Below are 18,001 nucleotides of genomic sequence, written 5' to 3' on the forward strand. Positions count from 1 at the left end.
TTATACACAACCCTGGATGCAGCGAAACGATTTGCCACTCCTGATAGGCCTACCTATCTCCAAAACGGTAATTTTCGACCGGCTTCGCACACGCAGGCTTTGGGTAATTTATCTTGTCGCTACTTCGAGTGAAGCACCCCTTGCAGGAGGGGCTATTTGTGCCCTCTCATAGGTAGGGTCGTGACAATGATCGAGACTCTTGAGTGGCCCGAACTGTCTAGCGATCCAGAAAAATACCTAGAGGCTCTGGAGAAGAAGGAGGCCGAATTGAACCAGGAGCTTTACAAGCTGCGTCAGGTGGCGAGGCAAATGCGCCAGCTCCTGAAGGTCAAGGACACCCTCGCCGGCTGGCGCGACGCGGGCATTCCGGAGCAGCGCCAGCCCGAGGCCCGGCCGACAGACGCCGAGGGCACAGACACGGCCACCCCTCAGGCCCCCACGCGCAAGATGCGGATCCTGGCTCTCCTCGGCCAAGATCCACACCGGCACTGGAAGGTGTCCGACGTAGCGCACGCGCTCGACGAGGTACCCAAAACCAAGAGCGTCCGCGTTGCCATGGACGAACTGGCAAGGGCGGGATCGCTCACTAAGCTGCCAAACGCCTTCTACCAGTTCGTGCAATAACAGCAGGTCTCCAGAAAATCAGGAGGCCGTCACCAAGGAGTCGAGGCCAAGGTGACGGCCAACGGCGACGAACCCCACCGATACCTTCCACAGCGCCGGATCAGTTCGTCACGTTGCATTTTACGAGCGGCCAAGCGCCGCCGGTAGCGTACGACGAAAATGGACCGGCCCTTCGCCCGAAGGGATGACCGGCCTTTTGTTCAGCTTCGAACGGCCCTTTGGCACACGCTTCTCATTTGACGCCTCTGCCCTGCGACCATGCTCCGCGTCACACGTCGCGCCCCGGCCAGAGATCACAGTCCAGCGCCTTTTCCAGGTTGGCGATGGTCAGAAGATCGGGCCAGGCATCCCCAGCGATCGCCTTGGCAATCGTGTAGCGGGCGACGCCGCTGATCCGCGACAGCTGGGCGACCGACCAGCCCTTGTCGTCAAGCGCGACCTTGAGCCTGGCAGCCATGGCCTGGGCGACCCGCGCCCCGTGATGCTCCTCCACGACCGCCTCAGGCCACACACCGCCGGCGCAGTAAGCGCGCGGCGGCAGTCGGCGGGCATCTCCTTGAGGCATGAGGTGAAGTCTGACCCATCCGGTCCTCCCCGGTCGCACGCAGTCGCCACTACAGATACATGTTATTCGAATAGCACCCCGCCTGCTGGGGTGCTGGTCTGGCGACATGTGATGACTCAACGGATCAACTCATATCGACCGAACCGGTCCCCCGCGGGGTGGAGCCGCGTCGGCGATGAGGTGCGCCGTGTGGTCCTGAAGGCCGATCCTCTGACGACCCTGAAGGCCCGTGAACTCCTGGGAGCGCTGGCCCAGTTGGCACTCTTCTGCGACGGCGAGGGGCTGCCCGGGTCTGCTGACGTGTGGCTGTCGCGCGAGGTGATCGAGCGGTTCATCGCCGTCGGCTGCCCCCAGGTCAAGGAGTCGACCCGCGGGAACTATCGCTCCAGGCTCCTGCGCCTGCGTGAACTCGTAATCAGCGGCGAGTGCCGGACAGGTAAGCCCGCAGAGCTGTCCGCGTCCAGCCCGAACAGGCCCTACAGCCAACGAGAGCTCGCGGACCTGTGGGGCTGGGCTGGCGGGCAGCCCACAGACGAACTCCGCTGGGGCTGCAAAACTCTCCTCGCCCTGGGCGCCGGTGTCGGGCTGGACTCACCGGAAGTCATCCCCCTGCGCGCACACGACATCCGACACTCCCCACGCATGCGCGGCCCAGTCGTCGTCAAGACCCGAGGCTCCAGGCGACGTGAGATCCTTTGCCGCCGCCCCTGGGAAGCTGTCCTGGCCTCATCCGCCGAGCGCTCGGAGACGCCGGGGGCCGCGAGCTATCTGTTCCGTCCGAACTGCCACAGCCGCGGCACCAACACGGTCACGAACTTCCTCGCCCGGACCAAACCCAGCCCGGGCAGCCCTCGGCTGCTCATGGGAAGGCTGCGCTCCACCTGGCTGGTCGACCTCTTTGAGTCCCGCGTCCCGATCACTGTGATCGTCGCGGCGGCAGGCGTCGACTCCCTCCATGGCCTCTCCCGCATCCTTCCGTTCCTCAGCGGCATTCCGGCCGACGAAGCCGCTGCACTCCTGCGAGGCGACTGATGGGCGCCGACACCTCCGCGGGCACGGTCAAGGACCGACACGAGCGGCTGCTCGCCATGCGCGCCGAGCGCAAGCTCCTCAATGACGAGGAGGTCGAGCCGGCGATCGAAGACGTGGACAACAGCAGCCTCGTCGCTCTGCTTCAGGAGTTCGTGCACCTGGACCGCGGCCGCCCCCGGAAACTCACTCTGCGCACGCTGCTGATCGGCCTGTACCTGAGCACCCAGATCACTGGAGGGAAAGTCGTCTTGGAGCTCGTCACGGACATCCTGTTCTTCCGTCTCAGCCCACAGATGCGCCAGCGCCTGACCGTGCCCGATTATCCGGACCACGACCAGGGCTTCGAGGCGGGCTACGCCGTGGTGCGGCGCCTATTCCACGCGATGCGTGCAGCCGTAGACCCTCTCCACTCCCAGCCAACAAGCGACTCTCCCGAGAAGAGGCACAGCGCCTTGCCTCAGAGGCGGACCTAGAGCTCATGGCCGTGCGGGAGCACAGGCTCGCGCTGTTCACGGAGTTCGTCCTGGATGCATCAGTACGCCCGCTGAGGGGCCTGATGAACGAGCTGTCCGACGGCTCACTGGCCGTGGACGCCACCCCGATCCGCACCTTCGCGCGCGGCCGCAAGAGCAACGGCCCCGAGCTCTCGACCGACCCTGACGCTGGCTGGTACGTCCGCGAAGGTGACCATCGCGACCCGGACACCGTCCCCGTAGCCGAGGCCATGCGCCCTGCCGGCAAAGGCAAGAAGGGACCCAAGCCGATGAAAGGGCAGCGGAAGAAGCCCTTGCTCAAAAAGAAGGCAAAATACCTCTTCGGCTACGACGCGGCCTTCGCCGTCACCAGGGACGCCCGCCATGACGGCGTACTCCTCGAGGACAACACCCCCAACCCCGATGTCCTGCCCGCTCTCGTACTCGGCGTCGCCCTGGACAAGCCCGGCCAGCGACCCGCCTACAACGGGCTCAAGATCCTCAGCAGGCTGCGGGAACGCGGCTACAAACCCGGTTACCTTGCTGGGGACCTCGCCTACAACAATTCCGAGCCCAGCCAGTGGCAGCTGCCCGTCCGCGCTCTCGGCTACAAGCCTGTCTACGACTACCGGGTCGACCAGCTCGGCCAACAGGCCGGGGCACACGGCGCGATCATGGTCGAGGGCACCTGGTACTGCCCCTCCATGCCGCAGCCCCTCATCGATGCCACCAAAGACCTGTGCGACGAGCGCATCGACCGGGAAACCTGGCTCCAGCGCATTGAAGCCCGCAAGCCATACCGCCTCATGCCCAAGGAGCACGAGGACGCCGACGGCTACCAGCGCATGATGTGCCCGGCAGAGGCCGGGAAAGCCCAGTGCCCCATCAAGCCGCGCACCCTCGGCCGCGGTATCCACCTGCCCCTGGTGGACCCCGAGCCGAGCCCCGCGGGCCCCCTCAAGGTCTGCCGCCAGCGCAGCGTCACCCTCGCCCCAACCTCCGGTGCCAAGCACTGGCAGGCGCTCGAGTACGGGGACGAGGAATGGCAGAAGGTCTACTTCCGGCTCCGGAACAGCGTCGAGGGCTTCAACGGCTACGCGAAGAACCCCCTTGGCGAGGGCATCGAGGCGGCCGGCTCCCGGCGTATCCGCGGCATCGCTGCCCAGACGATCCTCCTGGCCTTCCAACTGGCACACGCCAACCGCCGGAAGATCAAGGAATGGGTGGAGACACTCGCCCTCAACGGGCAGCGCCCACGCAAGCGCACCCATCACCGGCGCAGAACCAAGCCGCTGGGCAGGTGGACCCCCACCGGCTACCTCGCACCGACCTCCTAGCGATCAGCGCGAGACACACCAGCTGAAGATCAACAGAAGATCAGGCCCGCATCGTGACGAATGCCATGGTGTGGGCCCTTTCACGTAAAAACGCCCTCAGCGGCATCCCAAATGAGGTCGACGCCCGTCCGGACAACGAGAAACGGGCCCCACCAGGACTTTCGTCTCTGGCGAGAACCCGTTTCGTCGGTTTCTCTCTGTGCGCGAGGGGGGAGTTGAACCCCCACGCCCTTTCGGGCACTGGAACCTGAATCCAGCGCGTCTGCCTATTCCGCCACCCGCGCATTGGGTGTTGCCGTTCGGGGTCTCACCGGCTCGGTGCGTCCCCCTGGCGACATGCAGAAGATTAGCACGCTGGACAGGGTGCCTTCACATCCGTTTGTTTGGGGCAGCCGACCGGGGAACAGGGAACGGAGAGCGGCCGCCCCCACTCCTCCTCGGCACACCCCGGGTGCGGGACACTGTCAGGAGGCCGCCTCTACGATCCGTGTGAGAGGTGACACTCATCGACGGGGCAGACAAGGGGAACCAGCCGATTTCCCGACGCGTGGATACGATCAGTAAGCAGTACCAGGACGGCAACGACGGAGGAGGTGCCTCATGGGAGTCCTGAAGAAGTTCGAGCAGCGACTCGAAGGTCTGGTCAACGGCACCTTCGCCAAGGTGTTCAAGTCCGAGGTCCAGCCTGTCGAGATCGCGGGCGCGCTCCAGCGTGAGTGCGACAACAACGCGACGATCTGGAACCGTGAGCGGACGGTCGTCCCCAACGACTTCATCGTGGAGCTCAGCCCCGGCGACTTCGAGCGCCTGAGCCCGTACTCCGGCCAGCTCGGCGACGAGCTCGCTGGCCTGGTCCGCGACTACGCCAAGCAGCAGCGCTACACCTTCATGGGCACGATCAAGGTGCATCTGGAGAAGGCGGACGACCTCGACACCGGTCTGTACCGCGTGCGCAGCCGTACGCTCGCGTCGAGTACGTCACAGGTGCCCGACCGGGCGCCGGCCGGGCCCTCTCCCGTCGCCCAGCAGGGCGGCGCCCGCGGCGGGTACGGCTACCCTCCGGCCGGAGCACCTCCGATGCCGGCCGCACCGCCCCCGGGCGGCGGCCGTCCCGGACCCGCTCCCACGGCGGACCGCCGTCCGGCAGGGGCCGCGGGCCCGCTGCCGGGCACCCAAGTCAGACGTTGGATCGAGATCAACGGCACCCGCCATCAGATCTCCCGCCCGACGCTGGTGCTGGGTCGCAGCACCGACGCCGATGTGCGGATCGACGACCCCGGCGTATCGCGCCGGCACTGTGAGATCCGGACCGGAACGCCCTCGACGATCCAGGATCTCGGGTCTACCAACGGCATCGTGGTAGACGGGCAGCACACCACCCGCGCTACGCTCCGCGACGGCTCGCGGATCGTCGTGGGCAGCACCACCATCGTTTACCGGCAAGCCGAAGGGTGAAGCGGGGGCAATGTCAGAGCTGACCCTGACGGTCATGCGGCTAGGTTTCCTGGCTGTTCTGTGGCTGTTCGTCATCGTGGCCGTCCAGGTCATTCGCAGCGACCTGTTCGGTACGCGCGTCACGCAGCGCGGCTCACGCCGCAATGCCGACGCCCGTCCCCAGCAGCAGGCGCGCCAGAGTGCTGCGCCACCGCCGCAGCGCCAGCAGACGAACAGCCGCCAGCGGCGCGGAGCGCCGACCAAGCTGGTCGTGTCCGAGGGGACCCTGACGGGTACCACCGTGGCACTGCAGGGCCAGACCATCTCGCTGGGCAGGGCCCACGATTCAACGATCGTGCTGGACGACGACTACGCCTCCAGCCGGCATGCCAGGATCTACCCGGACCGTGACGGCCAGTGGATCGTCGAGGATCTCGGGTCCACCAACGGCACGTATCTCGACCGGACCCGACTCACCACGCCGACCCCGATTCCGCTGGGCGCGCCGATCCGCATCGGCAAGACCGTCATCGAGCTGCGGAAGTAGTAGGACAATGACAGCGCGCGAGCGGAGCGAGCGAGCCGCAGCGGTCCCGACAGCGGACCGGGACGGGCTCCCGACCGGAGGGTGGGCAGTGTGGCTCGAGACCGGCTGTACCCCGAGCCGACGGGCGAGGTGCGCATGAGTCTGTCACTGCGCTTCGCCGCCGGATCGCACAAAGGCATGATCCGGGAGGGGAACGAGGACTCCGGCTACGCCGGCCCACGCCTGCTGGCCATCGCCGACGGCATGGGCGGCCAGGCCGCCGGCGAGGTCGCCTCCTCGGAGGTGATCTCCACGCTCGTCACGCTCGACGACGACGTACCCGGCTCGGACATCCTCACCTCGCTCGGTACGGCCGTGCAGCGCGCCAACGAGCAGCTGCGGCTGATGGTCGAGGAGGACCCTCAGCTCGAAGGCATGGGCACCACGCTCACCGCACTGCTGTGGACCGGCCAGCGGCTCGGTCTCGTGCACGTCGGCGACTCCCGTGCGTACCTGCTCCGCGACGGCGTGCTGACCCAGATCACGCAGGACCACACCTGGGTGCAGCGCCTGGTCGACGAGGGCCGGATCACCGAGGAAGAGGCGACCACCCACCCGCAGCGCTCCCTGCTGATGCGCGCGCTGGGCAGCGGCGACCATGTCGAGCCCGATCTCTCGATCCGTGAGGTGCGCGCCGGCGACCGCTATCTGATCTGCTCCGACGGCCTCTCCGGCGTCGTCTCGCACCAGACGATGGAAGAGACGCTCGCCAGTTACCAGGGCCCGCAGGAGACCGTCCAGGACCTCATCCAGCTCGCTCTGCGCGGCGGCGGCCCGGACAACATCACCTGCATCGTGGCGGACGTCCTCGACACCGACACCAACGACACTCTGGCCGGGCAGCTCAACGACACCCCGGTCGTCGTCGGCGCGGTCGCCGAGAACCAGCTGCAGATGAACGACGGCGGCGCCATGCAGACGCCTGCCGGCCGCGCGGCGGGCCTCGGCCGTCCCGTGCCGCCGCAGTCCAACGGCAGCTTCGGACCGCCCGGAAGCGGCGGCGGGGCGGGGTACAGCGGGCTGCCGTCCGAGGACAGCTTCGGCGCCTACGGCGACGACGACTTCGTCAAGCCGCGCGGCGGCCGCAAGTGGCTGAAGCGCTCGTTCTTCATCGTGCTCGCGCTGGCGGTCGTCGGCGGCGGTCTGTACGGCGGCTACCGCTGGACACAGACCCAGTACTACGTCGGCTCCAACGACGAGCACGTCGCGCTCTACCAGGGCATCAGCCAGGACCTGGCGTGGGTCTCGCTCTCCAAGGTGGAGAAGGACCACCCCGAGATCGAACTCAAGTACCTGCCGGAGTACCAGCGCAAGCAGGTCGAGGGCACGATCACGCAGGACAGCCTCGGCCGGGCCCGCTCGAAGATCGACGAACTCGCCGCTCAGGCCTCCGCCTGCAAGAAGGAGGAGCAGCGCCGCGAGGCCGCCGACCGTGCGAGCACGCCGCCGCCCGGTGAGGGCGAGGCCGGTGGCACCACCGGCAAGCCCACTACCCAGAACGCCAAGACCAAGCCGACCGCACCTACTCCCACTCCGGGCCCCACCCTCTCGGAAGAGGAGCAGAAGCTGGCCGCGAACTGCGGGAAGCAGTAACGGCCAAGGGGGCCCTCTCCACCATGAGCGTTGTCACAAACACCACCACGATCGGCGCGATCGAAGCACCGAGCCGCCGCAACACCGAGCTGATGCTGCTCGCCTTCGCCGTCGTCATTCCGGTGTTCGCGTACATCAACGTGGGACTCGCCCTCGACGGCAAGCTGCCCGCCGGCGTGCTCGGTTACGGGCTCGGACTGGGTCTGCTGGCCGGTGTGGCGCACGTGGTCGTGCGCAAGTTCGCCAAGTACTCCGACCCGCTGCTGCTTCCGCTGGCCACCCTGCTCAACGGCCTCGGACTGGTCATGATCTGGCGTCTCGACCAGTCCCCGCGGCTGATCCAGCGCATCGAGGCCCGCTTCGGACCGGGCACCTTCAGCCCGGACGCCCCCAAGCAGCTGATGTATTCGGCGATCGGCATCGCACTCTTCGTCGCCGTGCTGATGCTGCTCAAGGACCACCGCATCCTCCAGCGCTACACGTACATCTCCATGGCGGCGGCGCTGGTCCTGCTGATCCTGCCGATGTTCTTCCCGGCGGTGAACGGCGCCAAGATCTGGATCAGCGTCGGTCCTTTCTCCATCCAGCCCGGTGAGTTCGCGAAGATCATCATCGCGGTCTTCTTCTCCGGCTACCTGATGGTGAAGCGTGACGCCCTGGCACTGGCGAGCCGCCGGTTCATGGGCCTGTACCTGCCGCGCGGACGGGACCTCGGGCCGATCCTGATGGTCTGGGCGATGTCCATCCTCATCCTGGTCTTCGAGACCGACCTCGGCACCTCGCTGCTGTTCTTCGGCCTCTTCGTGATCATGCTGTACGTGGCCACCGAACGCACCAGCTGGATCGTCTTCGGCCTGCTGATGTCGGCGGTCGGCGCGGTGGGCGTCGCTTCCTTCGAGCCGCACGTCCAGCAGCGTGTGGAGTTCTGGCTCAACCCCTTCGCGGAGAAGACCTGGGAGCAGAGCGAGCAGATCGGCCAGGCGTTGATGTCCTTCGGCTCCGGCGGCACGCTCGGAACCGGCCTCGGCCAGGGCGACTCGGACCTCATCGGCTTCGCCGCCAACTCCGACTTCATCGTCTCCTCCTTCGGTGAGGAGCTGGGCCTCGCCGGAATGATGGCGTTCCTGCTCATCTACGGCCTCATCGTGGAACGCGGCGTACGTACCGCCCTCGCCGCCCGCGACCCCTTCGGCAAGCTTCTGGCGATCGGCCTCTCCGGAGCCTTCGCCATCCAGGTCTTCGTCGTCGCCGGCGGTGTGATGGGCCTCATCCCGCTGACCGGTATGACCATGCCGTTCGTGGCCTACGGCGGTTCGTCCGTGATCGCCAACTGGGCGCTGATCGGCATCCTGATCCGTATCAGCGACACCGCGCGGCGTCCCGCGCCGGCTCCCGCCCCGTCCCCCGATGCCGAGATGACCCAGGTGGTCCGACCGTGAACAAGCCCCTGCGCCGGATCGCGATCTTCTGCGGCCTTCTTGTCCTGGCCCTCCTCGTGCGCATCAACTGGCTCCAGTACGCCGAGGCCGAGGACCTCAACACGAACAGCAAGAACCGCCGCATCACGATCGAGCGGTACGCCAGCGAGCGCGGCAACATCATCGTCGACGGCAAGCCCATCACCGGCTCGGTCGAGACGAACGACACCGACTTCAAGTACAAGCGCACCTACGTCAACGGCCCCATGTGGGCGCCGGTGACCGGGTACGCCTCGCAGGCCTTCGACGCCAACCAGATCGAGAAGCTCGAGGACGGCATCCTCACGGGCAACTCCGACCAGCTCTTCTTCGACCGCACGATGGCGATGTTCACCGGCGACACGAAGAAGGGCGGCAACGTCGTCACGACCCTCAACGGCGCCGCGCAGAAGGCCGCCTTCGAGGGACTGGGCAACAAGAAGGGCGCCGTCGCGGCGATCGACCCGCAGACCGGCAAGATCCTGGCTCTGGCCTCCACTCCGTCCTACGACCCGGCCTCCTTCGCCGGCTACCGGAACGCGGACGCGAAGGCGTGGAACGCGCTGGAGAAGGACAAGGACAAGCCGAAGCTCAACCGCGCGCTGCGCGAGGTCTACCCGCCCGGATCGACCTTCAAGGTGCTCACCGCGGCGGCCGCGCTGGAGTACGGCGCGGTGGACGACATCGGCGCGGCCACGGACACCCCCGAGCCGTACACCCTGCCCGACACCCGCACGAAGCTCCCCAACTCGCACACGGGCTGCAAGAACGCCAGCCTGAACGAGGCGCTGCGGGTCTCCTGCAACACCGTCTTCGCCAAGCTCGGTGACACGGTCGGCCGGGACAAGATGGTCGAGATGGCGCAGAAGTTCGGCTTCAACAACGCCGAGATCGACACCCCGGTCCGCGCGGCGGCGTCCGTCTACGACAAGAACATGGACAAGCCGGGCAACGCGCTCTCCTCCATCGGCCAGTTCAACACCGCCGCCACTCCCCTCCAGATGGCCATGGTCACCGCGGCGATCGCCAACGACGGCAAGCTGATGAAGCCGTACATGATCGACCAGCTCGAGGCGCCGAACCTCGATGTGATCTCCAAGACCGAGCCGCAGGAGATGAGCCGTCCGCTCTCGCAGAAGAACGCGCAGCTCCTTCAGAAGATGATGGAGAACGTGGTCGACAGTGGCACCGGCGAGAAGGCCAAGATCGACGGTGTCAAGGTCGGTGGCAAGACGGGTACCGCCCAGCACGGCGAGAACAACAGCAAGAACCCGTACGCCTGGTTCATCTCGTACGCCAAGAACGCGGACGGCTCGCCGGTCGCCGTGGCCGTCGTCGTGGAGGACAGCGATGCTCAGCGCGACGACATCTCGGGTGGCGGCCTGGCGGCCCCGATCGCCAAGGAAGTGATGCAGGCGGTGCTGGACAGCAAGAAGTGATGCGGATCACGTGCGCCCCCCATACCAGCACATTGCGATACCGGTCGGGTATCAGCTGACGGTCGCGGGCCGATCGGGTGGGGAGCGGCCGGTAGCGTATGCGCGAACAGCACACCGCCGGACCACACGCTGGTGCGGTCGGGACTGACGGAGAGGGCTGGAACAGTTATGGAAGAGCCGCGTCGCCTCGGCGGCCGGTACGAACTGGGCTCGGTGCTCGGCCGCGGTGGCATGGCAGAGGTGTACCTCGCCCACGACACCCGGCTCGGCCGCACCGTCGCCGTGAAGACGCTGCGGGCCGACCTCGCCCGCGACCCGTCCTTCCAGGCCCGGTTCCGCCGTGAGGCCCAGTCGGCCGCCTCGCTCAACCACCCGGCGATCGTCGCGGTGTACGACACGGGCGAGGACTACGTCGACGGGGTCTCGATCCCGTACATCGTCATGGAGTACGTCGACGGCTCCACGCTCAGGGAGCTGCTGCACTCGGGACGCAAGCTGCTGCCCGAGCGCACCCTGGAGATGACCATCGGCATCCTCCAGGCCCTGGAGTACTCCCACCGCAACGGCATCGTCCACCGCGACATCAAGCCGGCGAACGTCATGCTGACGCGCACCGGCCAGGTCAAGGTCATGGACTTCGGCATCGCCCGCGCCATGGGCGACTCCGGGATGACGATGACGCAGACCGCCGCCGTCATCGGCACCGCCCAGTACCTCTCGCCCGAGCAGGCCAAGGGCGAGCAGGTCGACGCACGCTCCGACCTCTACTCCACCGGCTGTCTGCTCTACGAGCTCCTCACCGTGCGGCCGCCCTTCGTGGGCGACTCCCCGGTGGCCGTCGCGTACCAGCACGTACGCGAGGAGCCGCAGCCGCCCAGCAACTTCGACCCCGAGATCACGCCCGAGATGGACGCCATCGTCCTGCGGGCCCTGGTCAAGGACCCCGATTACCGCTACCAGTCCGCCGACGAGATGCGCGCGGACATCGAGGCCTGTCTGGACGGACAGCCCGTGGCGGCGACGGCGGCGATGGGTGCGGTCGGCTACGGATACGGCTCGGACGACCAGGCCACCACGGCGCTGCGCCAGGCCGACCCGGCGGGCCAGACCTCGATGCTGCCGCCCATGAACCCGGACGACGGCGGCTTCGGCGGCTACGACGACCGCCCGGGCCGCCGGCGCCAGCAGAAGAAGTCCAACACGTCGACGATCCTGCTGGTGGTCGCCGGCATCCTGGTGCTGGTCGGCGCGGTGCTCATCGGCCGCTCCGTCTTCGGCGGCGGCGACGGGGGCAACGGCGACGTGCCGGCTCCCTCGCTCGTGGGCAAGACGGTGCAGGAGGCAACGACGCTCGCGACGAACTCGGGCGTCGAGATCAGCCAGTCCGGCACGGACCGCTGCGATCAGCCCAAGAACACGATCTGCAGCCAGACGCCGGGTGAAGGCGTCACCATGCAGCAGGGCGAGACGGTCCAGTACGTCCTCTCCGAGGGCGCACCGAAGATCGAGGTCCCGGACGTCACCGAGAAGTCCCAGTCGAACGCGCAGGAGGCTCTCCAGCGCAAGGGATTCAAGTTCAAGGTCGAGGAAGTCGAGTCCTCCGAGCAGGACCCCGGCACGGTCATCTCCCAGGACCCGCGGGGCAACAGCCTGGCCGAGAAGGGCACGACCGTGAACCTGAAGGTGGCCAAGGAAGCGCTGGTGAACATTCCGCCGGTGCAGGGCCAGCAGTTCGACAGTGCCAAGAACCAGCTGGAGACCCTCGAATTCAAGGTCGAACGGCAGGACGTGGACTCGCAGCAGCCCGCGAACACGGTCGTGAACCAGTCGCCGACGGGCAAGGCGTCCAAGGGCGCGACGATCACGCTGCAGGTCTCCAAGGGGCCGCAGCCGACCGGGAAGCCGGTTCCCGAGGTGAGGGCCAAGAGGCTCGGCGAGGCCAAGCAGATCCTGGCCCAGAACGGCTTCACGAACCTCGCGCTCGCACCCGGCAGCCCGGGCGACGACAACGCCATCGTGACCTCGCTGGACCCGCAGCCCGGAACGCAGGCCGACCCGGCCGCCGCGATCACTCTCACGACGATCGGTGGTAACGGCGGGAACGGCGGCAACAACAACGGCGGCGGCAACGGCGGATTCATCGGCGGCGGAGACGGCGACTGATCCGAGCCGCAACACGGACAGAAGCCCTGGTCACCCTCGAAGGGTGCCGGGGCTTCTGCGTGCGTGGGCCGGGGTGCGTGGGCGCGGATGCGGTGGACCGGGCCGGCCGCCGCAGGCACCGATAGGGGTGAGGGCGGCTGCTCGTGCGCGGAGCCGGGCGCAACCCTGCGGTGCCGCTGTGCGCACCGACGGCGCGGATTCGTTTCAGCGCAGCTCGTCCGGCGGCGTGCGGTCCTTGTCGACCTTCTCCTCGCGCACCAACTCGCCCCACACGATGTAACGGTAGTCCGAGGTGTAGACGGGCGTGCACGTCGTCAGCGTGATGTAGCGGCCCGGCTTCGACTTGCCCGACTCCTTCGGGACCGGCTGCAGCACATTGACGTTGTACTTCGAGGTCTCGGGGAGCTTCTTGAAGACCTTGTAGACGTACCAGGTGTCCCGGGTCTCGAAGACGACCGGGTCGCCCTCCTTCACCTTGTGGATGTTGTGGAACTTCGCGCCGTGGCCGTCGCGGTGCGCGGCGAGCGTGAAGTTGCCCTGCGGATCCCAGGGGAGCGCCGACTTGATCGGGGCGGTGTAGTAGCCGGCGACCCCGTCGTTGAGGGCCTTGGCGTCGGTGCCCTGCTTCACCAGCACCTCGCCCTTCGACATCGCGGGCACGTGCAGGAAGCCGATGCCGTCCTTGGTGTCGAGCGCCCCCGGTCCGGCCCATCCGTCGCGCATCTGGTCGCCCTGGCGGGAGGCCTCGCGGTCGGCGAGGACGTTCGTCCACCACAGCGAGTAGACGACGAAGAGGCCCAGCACCACGCCCGCAGTGATCAGCAGCTCGCCGAGGACACTGATGACGCCGGCGATCCGGCTGCGCGCACGTGACACTGCACCTGTTCCCGTCTAGAAGTCGTCAGCCTACGAGCGCGTCCGGTTTGCCCTTGCTGCGCGGCCGTTCCTCGACCATCTTGCCCCACACGATCATTCGATACGTACTCGTGAATTCCGGCGTGCACGTCGTGAGCGTGATGTACCTGCCGGGCCCTGTGAAGCCGGATCCGGCCGGCACCGGCGCGATGACGCCGATGTTCGAAGGCGAGGTCTGGGGAAGGATGTTCGCCATCGTGTACGTGTAGTAGGCGTCCTGCGTCTCGACGACGATCGGGTCGCCGGGCTGGAGGCGGTTGATGTAACGGAACGGCTCGCCATGGGTGTTGCGGTGGCCCGCGACGGCGAAGTTGCCCGCCTTGTCCGACGGCATCGCCGTCTTGAGCTTGCCCTCGCCGTAGTGGCCGACCATGCCGCGGTCCAGGACCTTGTTCTTGTTGATGCCCTCGGCGATGGGGACGACCACGTCCAGCTTCGGGATGTACATGATCGCGAAGCCCTGCCCGGGCTCGAAGGCGCCCGGCTGACGGCCGTTGGCGAAGCCCTCCTGGATCTTGCTCGTCTCCCGGCCGGCCAGTTGCCCGGCTCGGATGTTGGTCCACCACAGCTGATAGGTGACGAACAGCAGCAGCAGCACGCCAAAGCTGATGAACAGCTCGCCGATGGCCCGGCTGGCCACCACGGCGGGGCTGTCCTTCGCCGCACGGGCCGCTCTGCGGGCCTCCACGCGCGACAGGGGTCTGCCGGGCGCCGCGGAGCTCTCCGGCGCCTCTGGGCGCCTGCGGCCCCGGCCCTTGGCCGCTCTGCGGCGCTCGGCACGCCCGGGCCCGGCGGGAGCTTCCTCGGCACGCCGGGTGTCCGACGTCAGCAGGCCGACCGTCGCGTCGTCCTCCTCGCGTCCCGGCACACTGCCCGAACCGGGAAACGGTCGGGGGAAGCGGCCGGGCTCGGACTCGGGTATCACCGGCGCCGGCCGCGCCGCGGGCGCCGGCCCGGGCGCCGGAACCGTCTCCTGCTGCCCGTACCAGTCCTGCCGGTAGGTCTCGGCGTAGGCCTCCGCCGCGCTCGAAGGGTACTGACCGTACTCCGGAGCCTGCTGGAGCCCCTCGTACGTCCGGGGCGCGGACTGTTGCTGCGGGTAGCCCTGGGGGCCCGGAGAGGGCGTGCGCGAGTACGGCTGCGGTGCGGCGGGTGCCTGGGGATAGGCGGCCTGCGGCTGCTGCTGGCCCGGGGCGTACGCCTGGGACGGCAGGTAGGCCTGGGCGTCGGCCTGCTCCCGCGAGTGGGCGCGGGCCCGCTCCCACTCCTCCGGAGGGGTCGGGTCCGTCAGGGGGTCGTACTCGTCCCCCGGACGCCCGGCACTCACGCCACGGCCTTGCCCACCACCGGCGCGAGCCCCGCCGAACGCTCGACCGCGCCGATGTCGCCGCACTGTTCCAGCCAGTTGGCCAGCATCAGGTGCCCGTGCTCGGTGAGGACCGACTCGGGGTGGAACTGCACGCCTTCGACGGCCAGTTCACGGTGGCGCAGCCCCATGATGATGCCGTCCGCGGTCCGCGCGGTGACCTCCAGCTCCTCGGGCAGATCCGCCGGTTCCGCGGCCAGCGAGTGGTAGCGGGTCGCGGTGAACGGCGAGGGCAGCCCGGCGAAGACACCCTTGCCCTGGTGCGCCACCGGCGAGGTCTTGCCGTGCAGCAACTCGGGGGCACGGTCCACCACTCCGCCGTACGCCACGGCCATCGACTGCATGCCGAGGCAGACACCGAAGACAGGAACGCCGGTGGTCGCGCAGTGCCGCACCATCTCGATGCACACACCGGCCTGCTCGGGGGCGCCGGGACCGGGGGAGAGCAGCACCCCGTCGAAGCCGTCCTGCACGTGTTCGAGTCCGACCGCGTCGTTCCGGACGACCTCGCACTCCGCACCGAGCTGGTACAGGTACTGGACGAGGTTGAACACGAAGCTGTCGTAGTTGTCGACGACGAGGATGCGTGCGCTCATCGGGCCGCCCCCGCTCCGTCGACCGTCACATCGTTGAACGGAAGCAGCGGTTCCGCCCACGGGAAAACGTACTGGAACAGCACGTAGACAACCGCGAGGGCGAGCAGGAGCGAGAGGAGAGCCCGCACCCATGCGTTGCCCGGCAGATGCCGCCAGATCCAGCCGTACATGCCGTCCCTTTCCGTTCGGTACCGCACCAGACTAAAGGGCGGCAGGGGCGCATGGGTCAGCTGCGCAAAGCTTCCGGTTTGCCGTCCGTCACAGGCTGGGTGGCGTCGAGGTGCGCCCAGGCGATCAGCCGGTGGCTGCTGCCCCATTCCGGATCGCACGTCGTGAGGGTCAGATAGCGCCCGGGACCCTCGAACCCCGACTTCCGCGGAACGGGGTCGATCACCCCGATGTCACCGGGGACGGTGCGGTACGGCTTCCTGTCGATGCGGTACGTGAACCACGTCGTGCCGTCGGTCAGCACGACCGCGTCACCGGGGCGCAGCCGGGGGAAGTCCTTGAACGGATCGCCGTACGTACGGCGGTGACCCGCGACCGAGAAATTGCCGGTGCCGCCGAGCCGGGCCGTGGTGGCGTAGTGCCCGAGACCCTTCTCGAGCGTCCCCGTACGGGTGCCTTCGAGGACCGGCCAGTCCCAACCGCCGCCGAAACGGGGGATGTACATGACGGCGAAGGGCTTGCCGTCCCGGTACTCCGCCGGCGGAGCGGGGGCGGTTGCGGTCGTGCCGCCGGTCGCCGGTGCCGGGCTCGCCACCGCGCCGTGGGCCCACTCGTCCTGAAGCCGTCCGATCTGACCGTCGGAGGCGTCGGCCGCCTTGACGCCCGTCCAGAACACGACGTACGCGACGAAGAGCACGATCAAGGTGCCGGCGGTGATGCACAGTTCGCTGAAGGTCCTGACGATCAGCCGTACCGACACCGAACCCCCCAGGCGCTACTGCACGGGCTTCGCGTAGTGGAGATCCACTGTGCCCGAGTAGCCGGGGAGAGTCACCGCCTCGCGCTCGTCCACTTTCCAGCCGAGACCGTAGGCCTTCACGTACAGCTGATAGTTCTGCACGGCGACGGAGTCGTCGAGGGCCTTCTGGAGCGCGCTCCGGTCACCCACGGCGGTGATCTGGTACGGCGGGGAGTAGACGCGGCCCTGGAGGATGAGGGTGTTTCCCACACAGCGGACGGCGCTGGTGGAGATGAGGCGCTGGTCCATGACCTGGATGCCCTTGGCGCCGCCCTTCCACAGGGCGTTGACGACGGCCTGGAGATCCTGCTGGTGGATCACCAGGTCGTTCGCCTGCGGCTCGGGATAGCCGGGTGCGGCCTGGGCGTTGGGCGGAGCGTCGTTGAGGGTGACGGTCAGCGCCTGACCGGTCAGCTTCCGGGTGCCCGCGACCTCTTCCAGGGCTCCGAGCTTCTGGTCCTCGGCCTCGGTGGACCCGTCGTCGCGCTGGGCGAGAGCATCGACGTCGCCGCGGAGCGCGGCCGTGGACTCGGTGAGATCACCGTTCTTGGTGCTGCGCTGCTGGATCAGATCGGACAGCTTCAGCAGGGAGCCGTCGGTCCGCAGATCGGTACCCTTGGCCGTATTGAAACTTGTCACGAAGATCAGCCCGGCGAGAGCGAAAACGGCAGCTGTCAACACCCGGCCCACCCGCCAGTTGAAGCGGTGAACCGGGCCTTGCGGGGAGTCGGCGGAATTGCTCAACGTACCCTTATCTCCTCAGGCGCCGCGGAAGCACTACGCTAACGGACGCCCGGGGGCGGCAGTGGTCCCCCTTCGCTCCAGCCCCGGCGCCAGCCACAGTTCCCTGCGCGGTCACGCAGCGCATCGACAGGAGAGTCCCTCGTGCCGAAGTCACGTATCCGCAAGAAGGCCGAGTTCACGCCGCCGCCCGCGACGAAGCAGGCGACCAGCATCAAGCTGACGAGCCGCAACTGGGTAGCACCCGTGATGCTCGCGTTGTTCCTGATCGGACTCGCCTGGATCGTCCTCTTCTATGTGACCGAGGGCGACCTTCCGATCAAGAGCTTCGGCAACTGGAACATCGTCGCGGGCTTCGGCTTCATCGCCGCCGGCTTCGGTGTCTCCACCCAGTGGAAGTAGCTCTGCCGCAAGCTCCCGGCGCCGTTTCGGCTCCCGGGGCGGGACGTCAAGCCCTGCCCCAAGGTTATCCACAGCGTTGTCCACAGTGGGGAAAAGGTCTGACGATCTGTGGATAACCTTCAAAGTGTTGACGCCGGTGTGACTGCATGAGCCATCCCGGTGAAGCGTTCCGCCCCTTGCCTCTGCTGGGAAAACCCAGTTCAGCGACAAGGGGCACACGTATCCCACACGGCGTGCACAAGATCCGCCACACGCTGTGGACAACTTTGGGGAAAGGTTGCGCTCAGCTGAGCAGGCAGCCGCTCGGTCCG

At 67.6% G+C, this 18,001-nt stretch carries 18 protein-coding genes and 1 tRNA gene; 11 read left to right on the plus strand and 8 right to left on the minus strand.

Features of this window, described 5'->3' with window-relative positions; all coding sequences use genetic code 11:
• The first annotated feature begins 186 nt into the window (after positions 1-186).
• Positions 187-624 carry a hypothetical protein gene (locus ABTX78_RS10965; protein WP_352206485.1) on the plus strand — a complete coding sequence of 146 codons (438 nt, stop codon included), beginning with the start codon at positions 187-189 and terminating at the stop codon, positions 622-624.
• A 268-nt stretch (positions 625-892) separates the two neighbouring features.
• Here ABTX78_RS10965 and ABTX78_RS10970 read toward each other — a convergent pair whose 3' ends face one another.
• Positions 893-1,117, minus strand: a complete 225-nt coding sequence (locus ABTX78_RS10970; RefSeq protein ID WP_352206486.1) for a helix-turn-helix domain-containing protein — start codon at positions 1,115-1,117, stop codon at positions 893-895.
• A gap of 261 nt (positions 1,118-1,378) precedes the next feature.
• Between ABTX78_RS10970 and ABTX78_RS10975 the strand changes: the two genes are divergently transcribed.
• From ABTX78_RS10975 to ABTX78_RS10985, 3 genes are read left to right on the plus strand one after another with little or no spacing between them, the layout of a single operon-like run.
• Complete coding sequence (locus ABTX78_RS10975; RefSeq protein WP_352206487.1) at positions 1,379-2,221, plus strand: hypothetical protein; 843 nt, start codon at positions 1,379-1,381, stop codon at positions 2,219-2,221.
• Complete coding sequence (locus ABTX78_RS10980) at positions 2,221-2,694, plus strand: hypothetical protein (protein ID WP_352206488.1); 474 nt, start codon at positions 2,221-2,223, stop codon at positions 2,692-2,694. Before ABTX78_RS10975 ends, ABTX78_RS10980 begins: the two co-directional genes overlap by 1 nt.
• Positions 2,695-2,705: 11 nt before the next feature.
• The gene (locus ABTX78_RS10985) at positions 2,706-4,031 is read left to right on the plus strand and encodes a hypothetical protein (protein WP_352206489.1); all 1,326 of its coding nucleotides are present in this window, start codon (positions 2,706-2,708) and stop codon (positions 4,029-4,031) included.
• Between the two features lie 200 nt (positions 4,032-4,231).
• Here the strand turns inward: ABTX78_RS10985 and ABTX78_RS10990 are convergent.
• Positions 4,232-4,315: transfer RNA gene (locus ABTX78_RS10990), tRNA-Leu, on the minus strand.
• 316 nt (positions 4,316-4,631) lie between these two features.
• Here ABTX78_RS10990 and ABTX78_RS10995 point away from each other — a divergent pair.
• The 6 genes from ABTX78_RS10995 to pknB all read left to right on the plus strand — a co-directional run bounded on the left by ABTX78_RS10995 (position 4,632) and on the right by pknB (position 12,703).
• Positions 4,632-5,486 (plus strand): FHA domain-containing protein, encoded by an 855-nt coding sequence (locus ABTX78_RS10995; RefSeq protein WP_352206490.1) that lies wholly within the window; start codon positions 4,632-4,634, stop codon positions 5,484-5,486.
• 10 nt (positions 5,487-5,496) lie between these two features.
• Complete coding sequence (locus ABTX78_RS11000) at positions 5,497-6,012, plus strand: FHA domain-containing protein FhaB/FipA (RefSeq protein ID WP_352206491.1); 516 nt, start codon at positions 5,497-5,499, stop codon at positions 6,010-6,012.
• Positions 6,013-6,147: 135 nt separating this feature from the next.
• On the plus strand, positions 6,148-7,644 hold the full coding sequence (locus ABTX78_RS11005; RefSeq protein WP_352206492.1) for a Stp1/IreP family PP2C-type Ser/Thr phosphatase: 1,497 nt from the start codon (positions 6,148-6,150) through the stop codon (positions 7,642-7,644).
• A 23-nt stretch (positions 7,645-7,667) separates the two neighbouring features.
• A complete protein-coding gene (locus ABTX78_RS11010) occupies positions 7,668-9,083 on the plus strand; it encodes an FtsW/RodA/SpoVE family cell cycle protein (RefSeq protein WP_352206493.1) in 1,416 nt (471 codons plus the stop codon).
• Positions 9,080-10,540 (plus strand): peptidoglycan D,D-transpeptidase FtsI family protein, encoded by a 1,461-nt coding sequence (locus ABTX78_RS11015; RefSeq protein ID WP_352206494.1) that lies wholly within the window; start codon positions 9,080-9,082, stop codon positions 10,538-10,540. Before ABTX78_RS11010 ends, ABTX78_RS11015 begins: the two co-directional genes overlap by 4 nt.
• A 168-nt stretch (positions 10,541-10,708) precedes the next feature.
• A complete protein-coding gene (pknB, locus tag ABTX78_RS11020) occupies positions 10,709-12,703 on the plus strand; it encodes a Stk1 family PASTA domain-containing Ser/Thr kinase (RefSeq protein ID WP_352206495.1) in 1,995 nt (664 codons plus the stop codon).
• A 204-nt stretch (positions 12,704-12,907) separates the two neighbouring features.
• Here the strand turns inward: pknB and ABTX78_RS11025 are convergent, their stop codons facing one another.
• From ABTX78_RS11025 to ABTX78_RS11050, 6 genes are all read right to left on the minus strand, one after another.
• Positions 12,908-13,579, minus strand: coding sequence for a class E sortase (locus ABTX78_RS11025; protein WP_352206496.1), 672 nt, complete (start codon positions 13,577-13,579; stop codon positions 12,908-12,910).
• A 25-nt stretch (positions 13,580-13,604) separates the two neighbouring features.
• Positions 13,605-14,831: a class E sortase gene (locus ABTX78_RS11030; protein WP_502993850.1), complete on the minus strand. Its 1,227-nt coding sequence runs from the start codon at positions 14,829-14,831 to the stop codon at positions 13,605-13,607.
• A 110-nt stretch (positions 14,832-14,941) separates the two neighbouring features.
• Positions 14,942-15,580, minus strand: coding sequence for an aminodeoxychorismate/anthranilate synthase component II (locus ABTX78_RS11035; RefSeq protein WP_352206498.1), 639 nt, complete (start codon positions 15,578-15,580; stop codon positions 14,942-14,944).
• Positions 15,577-15,750 carry a hypothetical protein gene (locus ABTX78_RS11040; RefSeq protein WP_352206499.1) on the minus strand — a complete coding sequence of 58 codons (174 nt, stop codon included), beginning with the start codon at positions 15,748-15,750 and terminating at the stop codon, positions 15,577-15,579. The genes ABTX78_RS11035 and ABTX78_RS11040 overlap by 4 nt, the downstream gene beginning before the upstream one ends.
• A 56-nt stretch (positions 15,751-15,806) precedes the next feature.
• Positions 15,807-16,508, minus strand: a complete 702-nt coding sequence (locus tag ABTX78_RS11045; protein ID WP_352206500.1) for a class E sortase — start codon at positions 16,506-16,508, stop codon at positions 15,807-15,809.
• A 15-nt stretch (positions 16,509-16,523) separates the two neighbouring features.
• Positions 16,524-17,291 carry a DUF881 domain-containing protein gene (locus ABTX78_RS11050; RefSeq protein ID WP_352206501.1) on the minus strand — a complete coding sequence of 256 codons (768 nt, stop codon included), beginning with the start codon at positions 17,289-17,291 and terminating at the stop codon, positions 16,524-16,526.
• A 141-nt stretch (positions 17,292-17,432) separates the two neighbouring features.
• Here ABTX78_RS11050 and crgA point away from each other — a divergent pair, with 141 nt between their 5' ends.
• A complete protein-coding gene (gene crgA / locus ABTX78_RS11055) occupies positions 17,433-17,690 on the plus strand; it encodes a cell division protein CrgA (protein ID WP_352206502.1) in 258 nt (85 codons plus the stop codon).
• The last annotated feature ends 311 nt before the right edge of the window (positions 17,691-18,001 follow it).

The organism is Streptomyces sp. NPDC096193 (assembly GCF_040302905.1).
GTDB lineage: Bacteria > Actinomycetota > Actinomycetes > Streptomycetales > Streptomycetaceae > Streptomyces.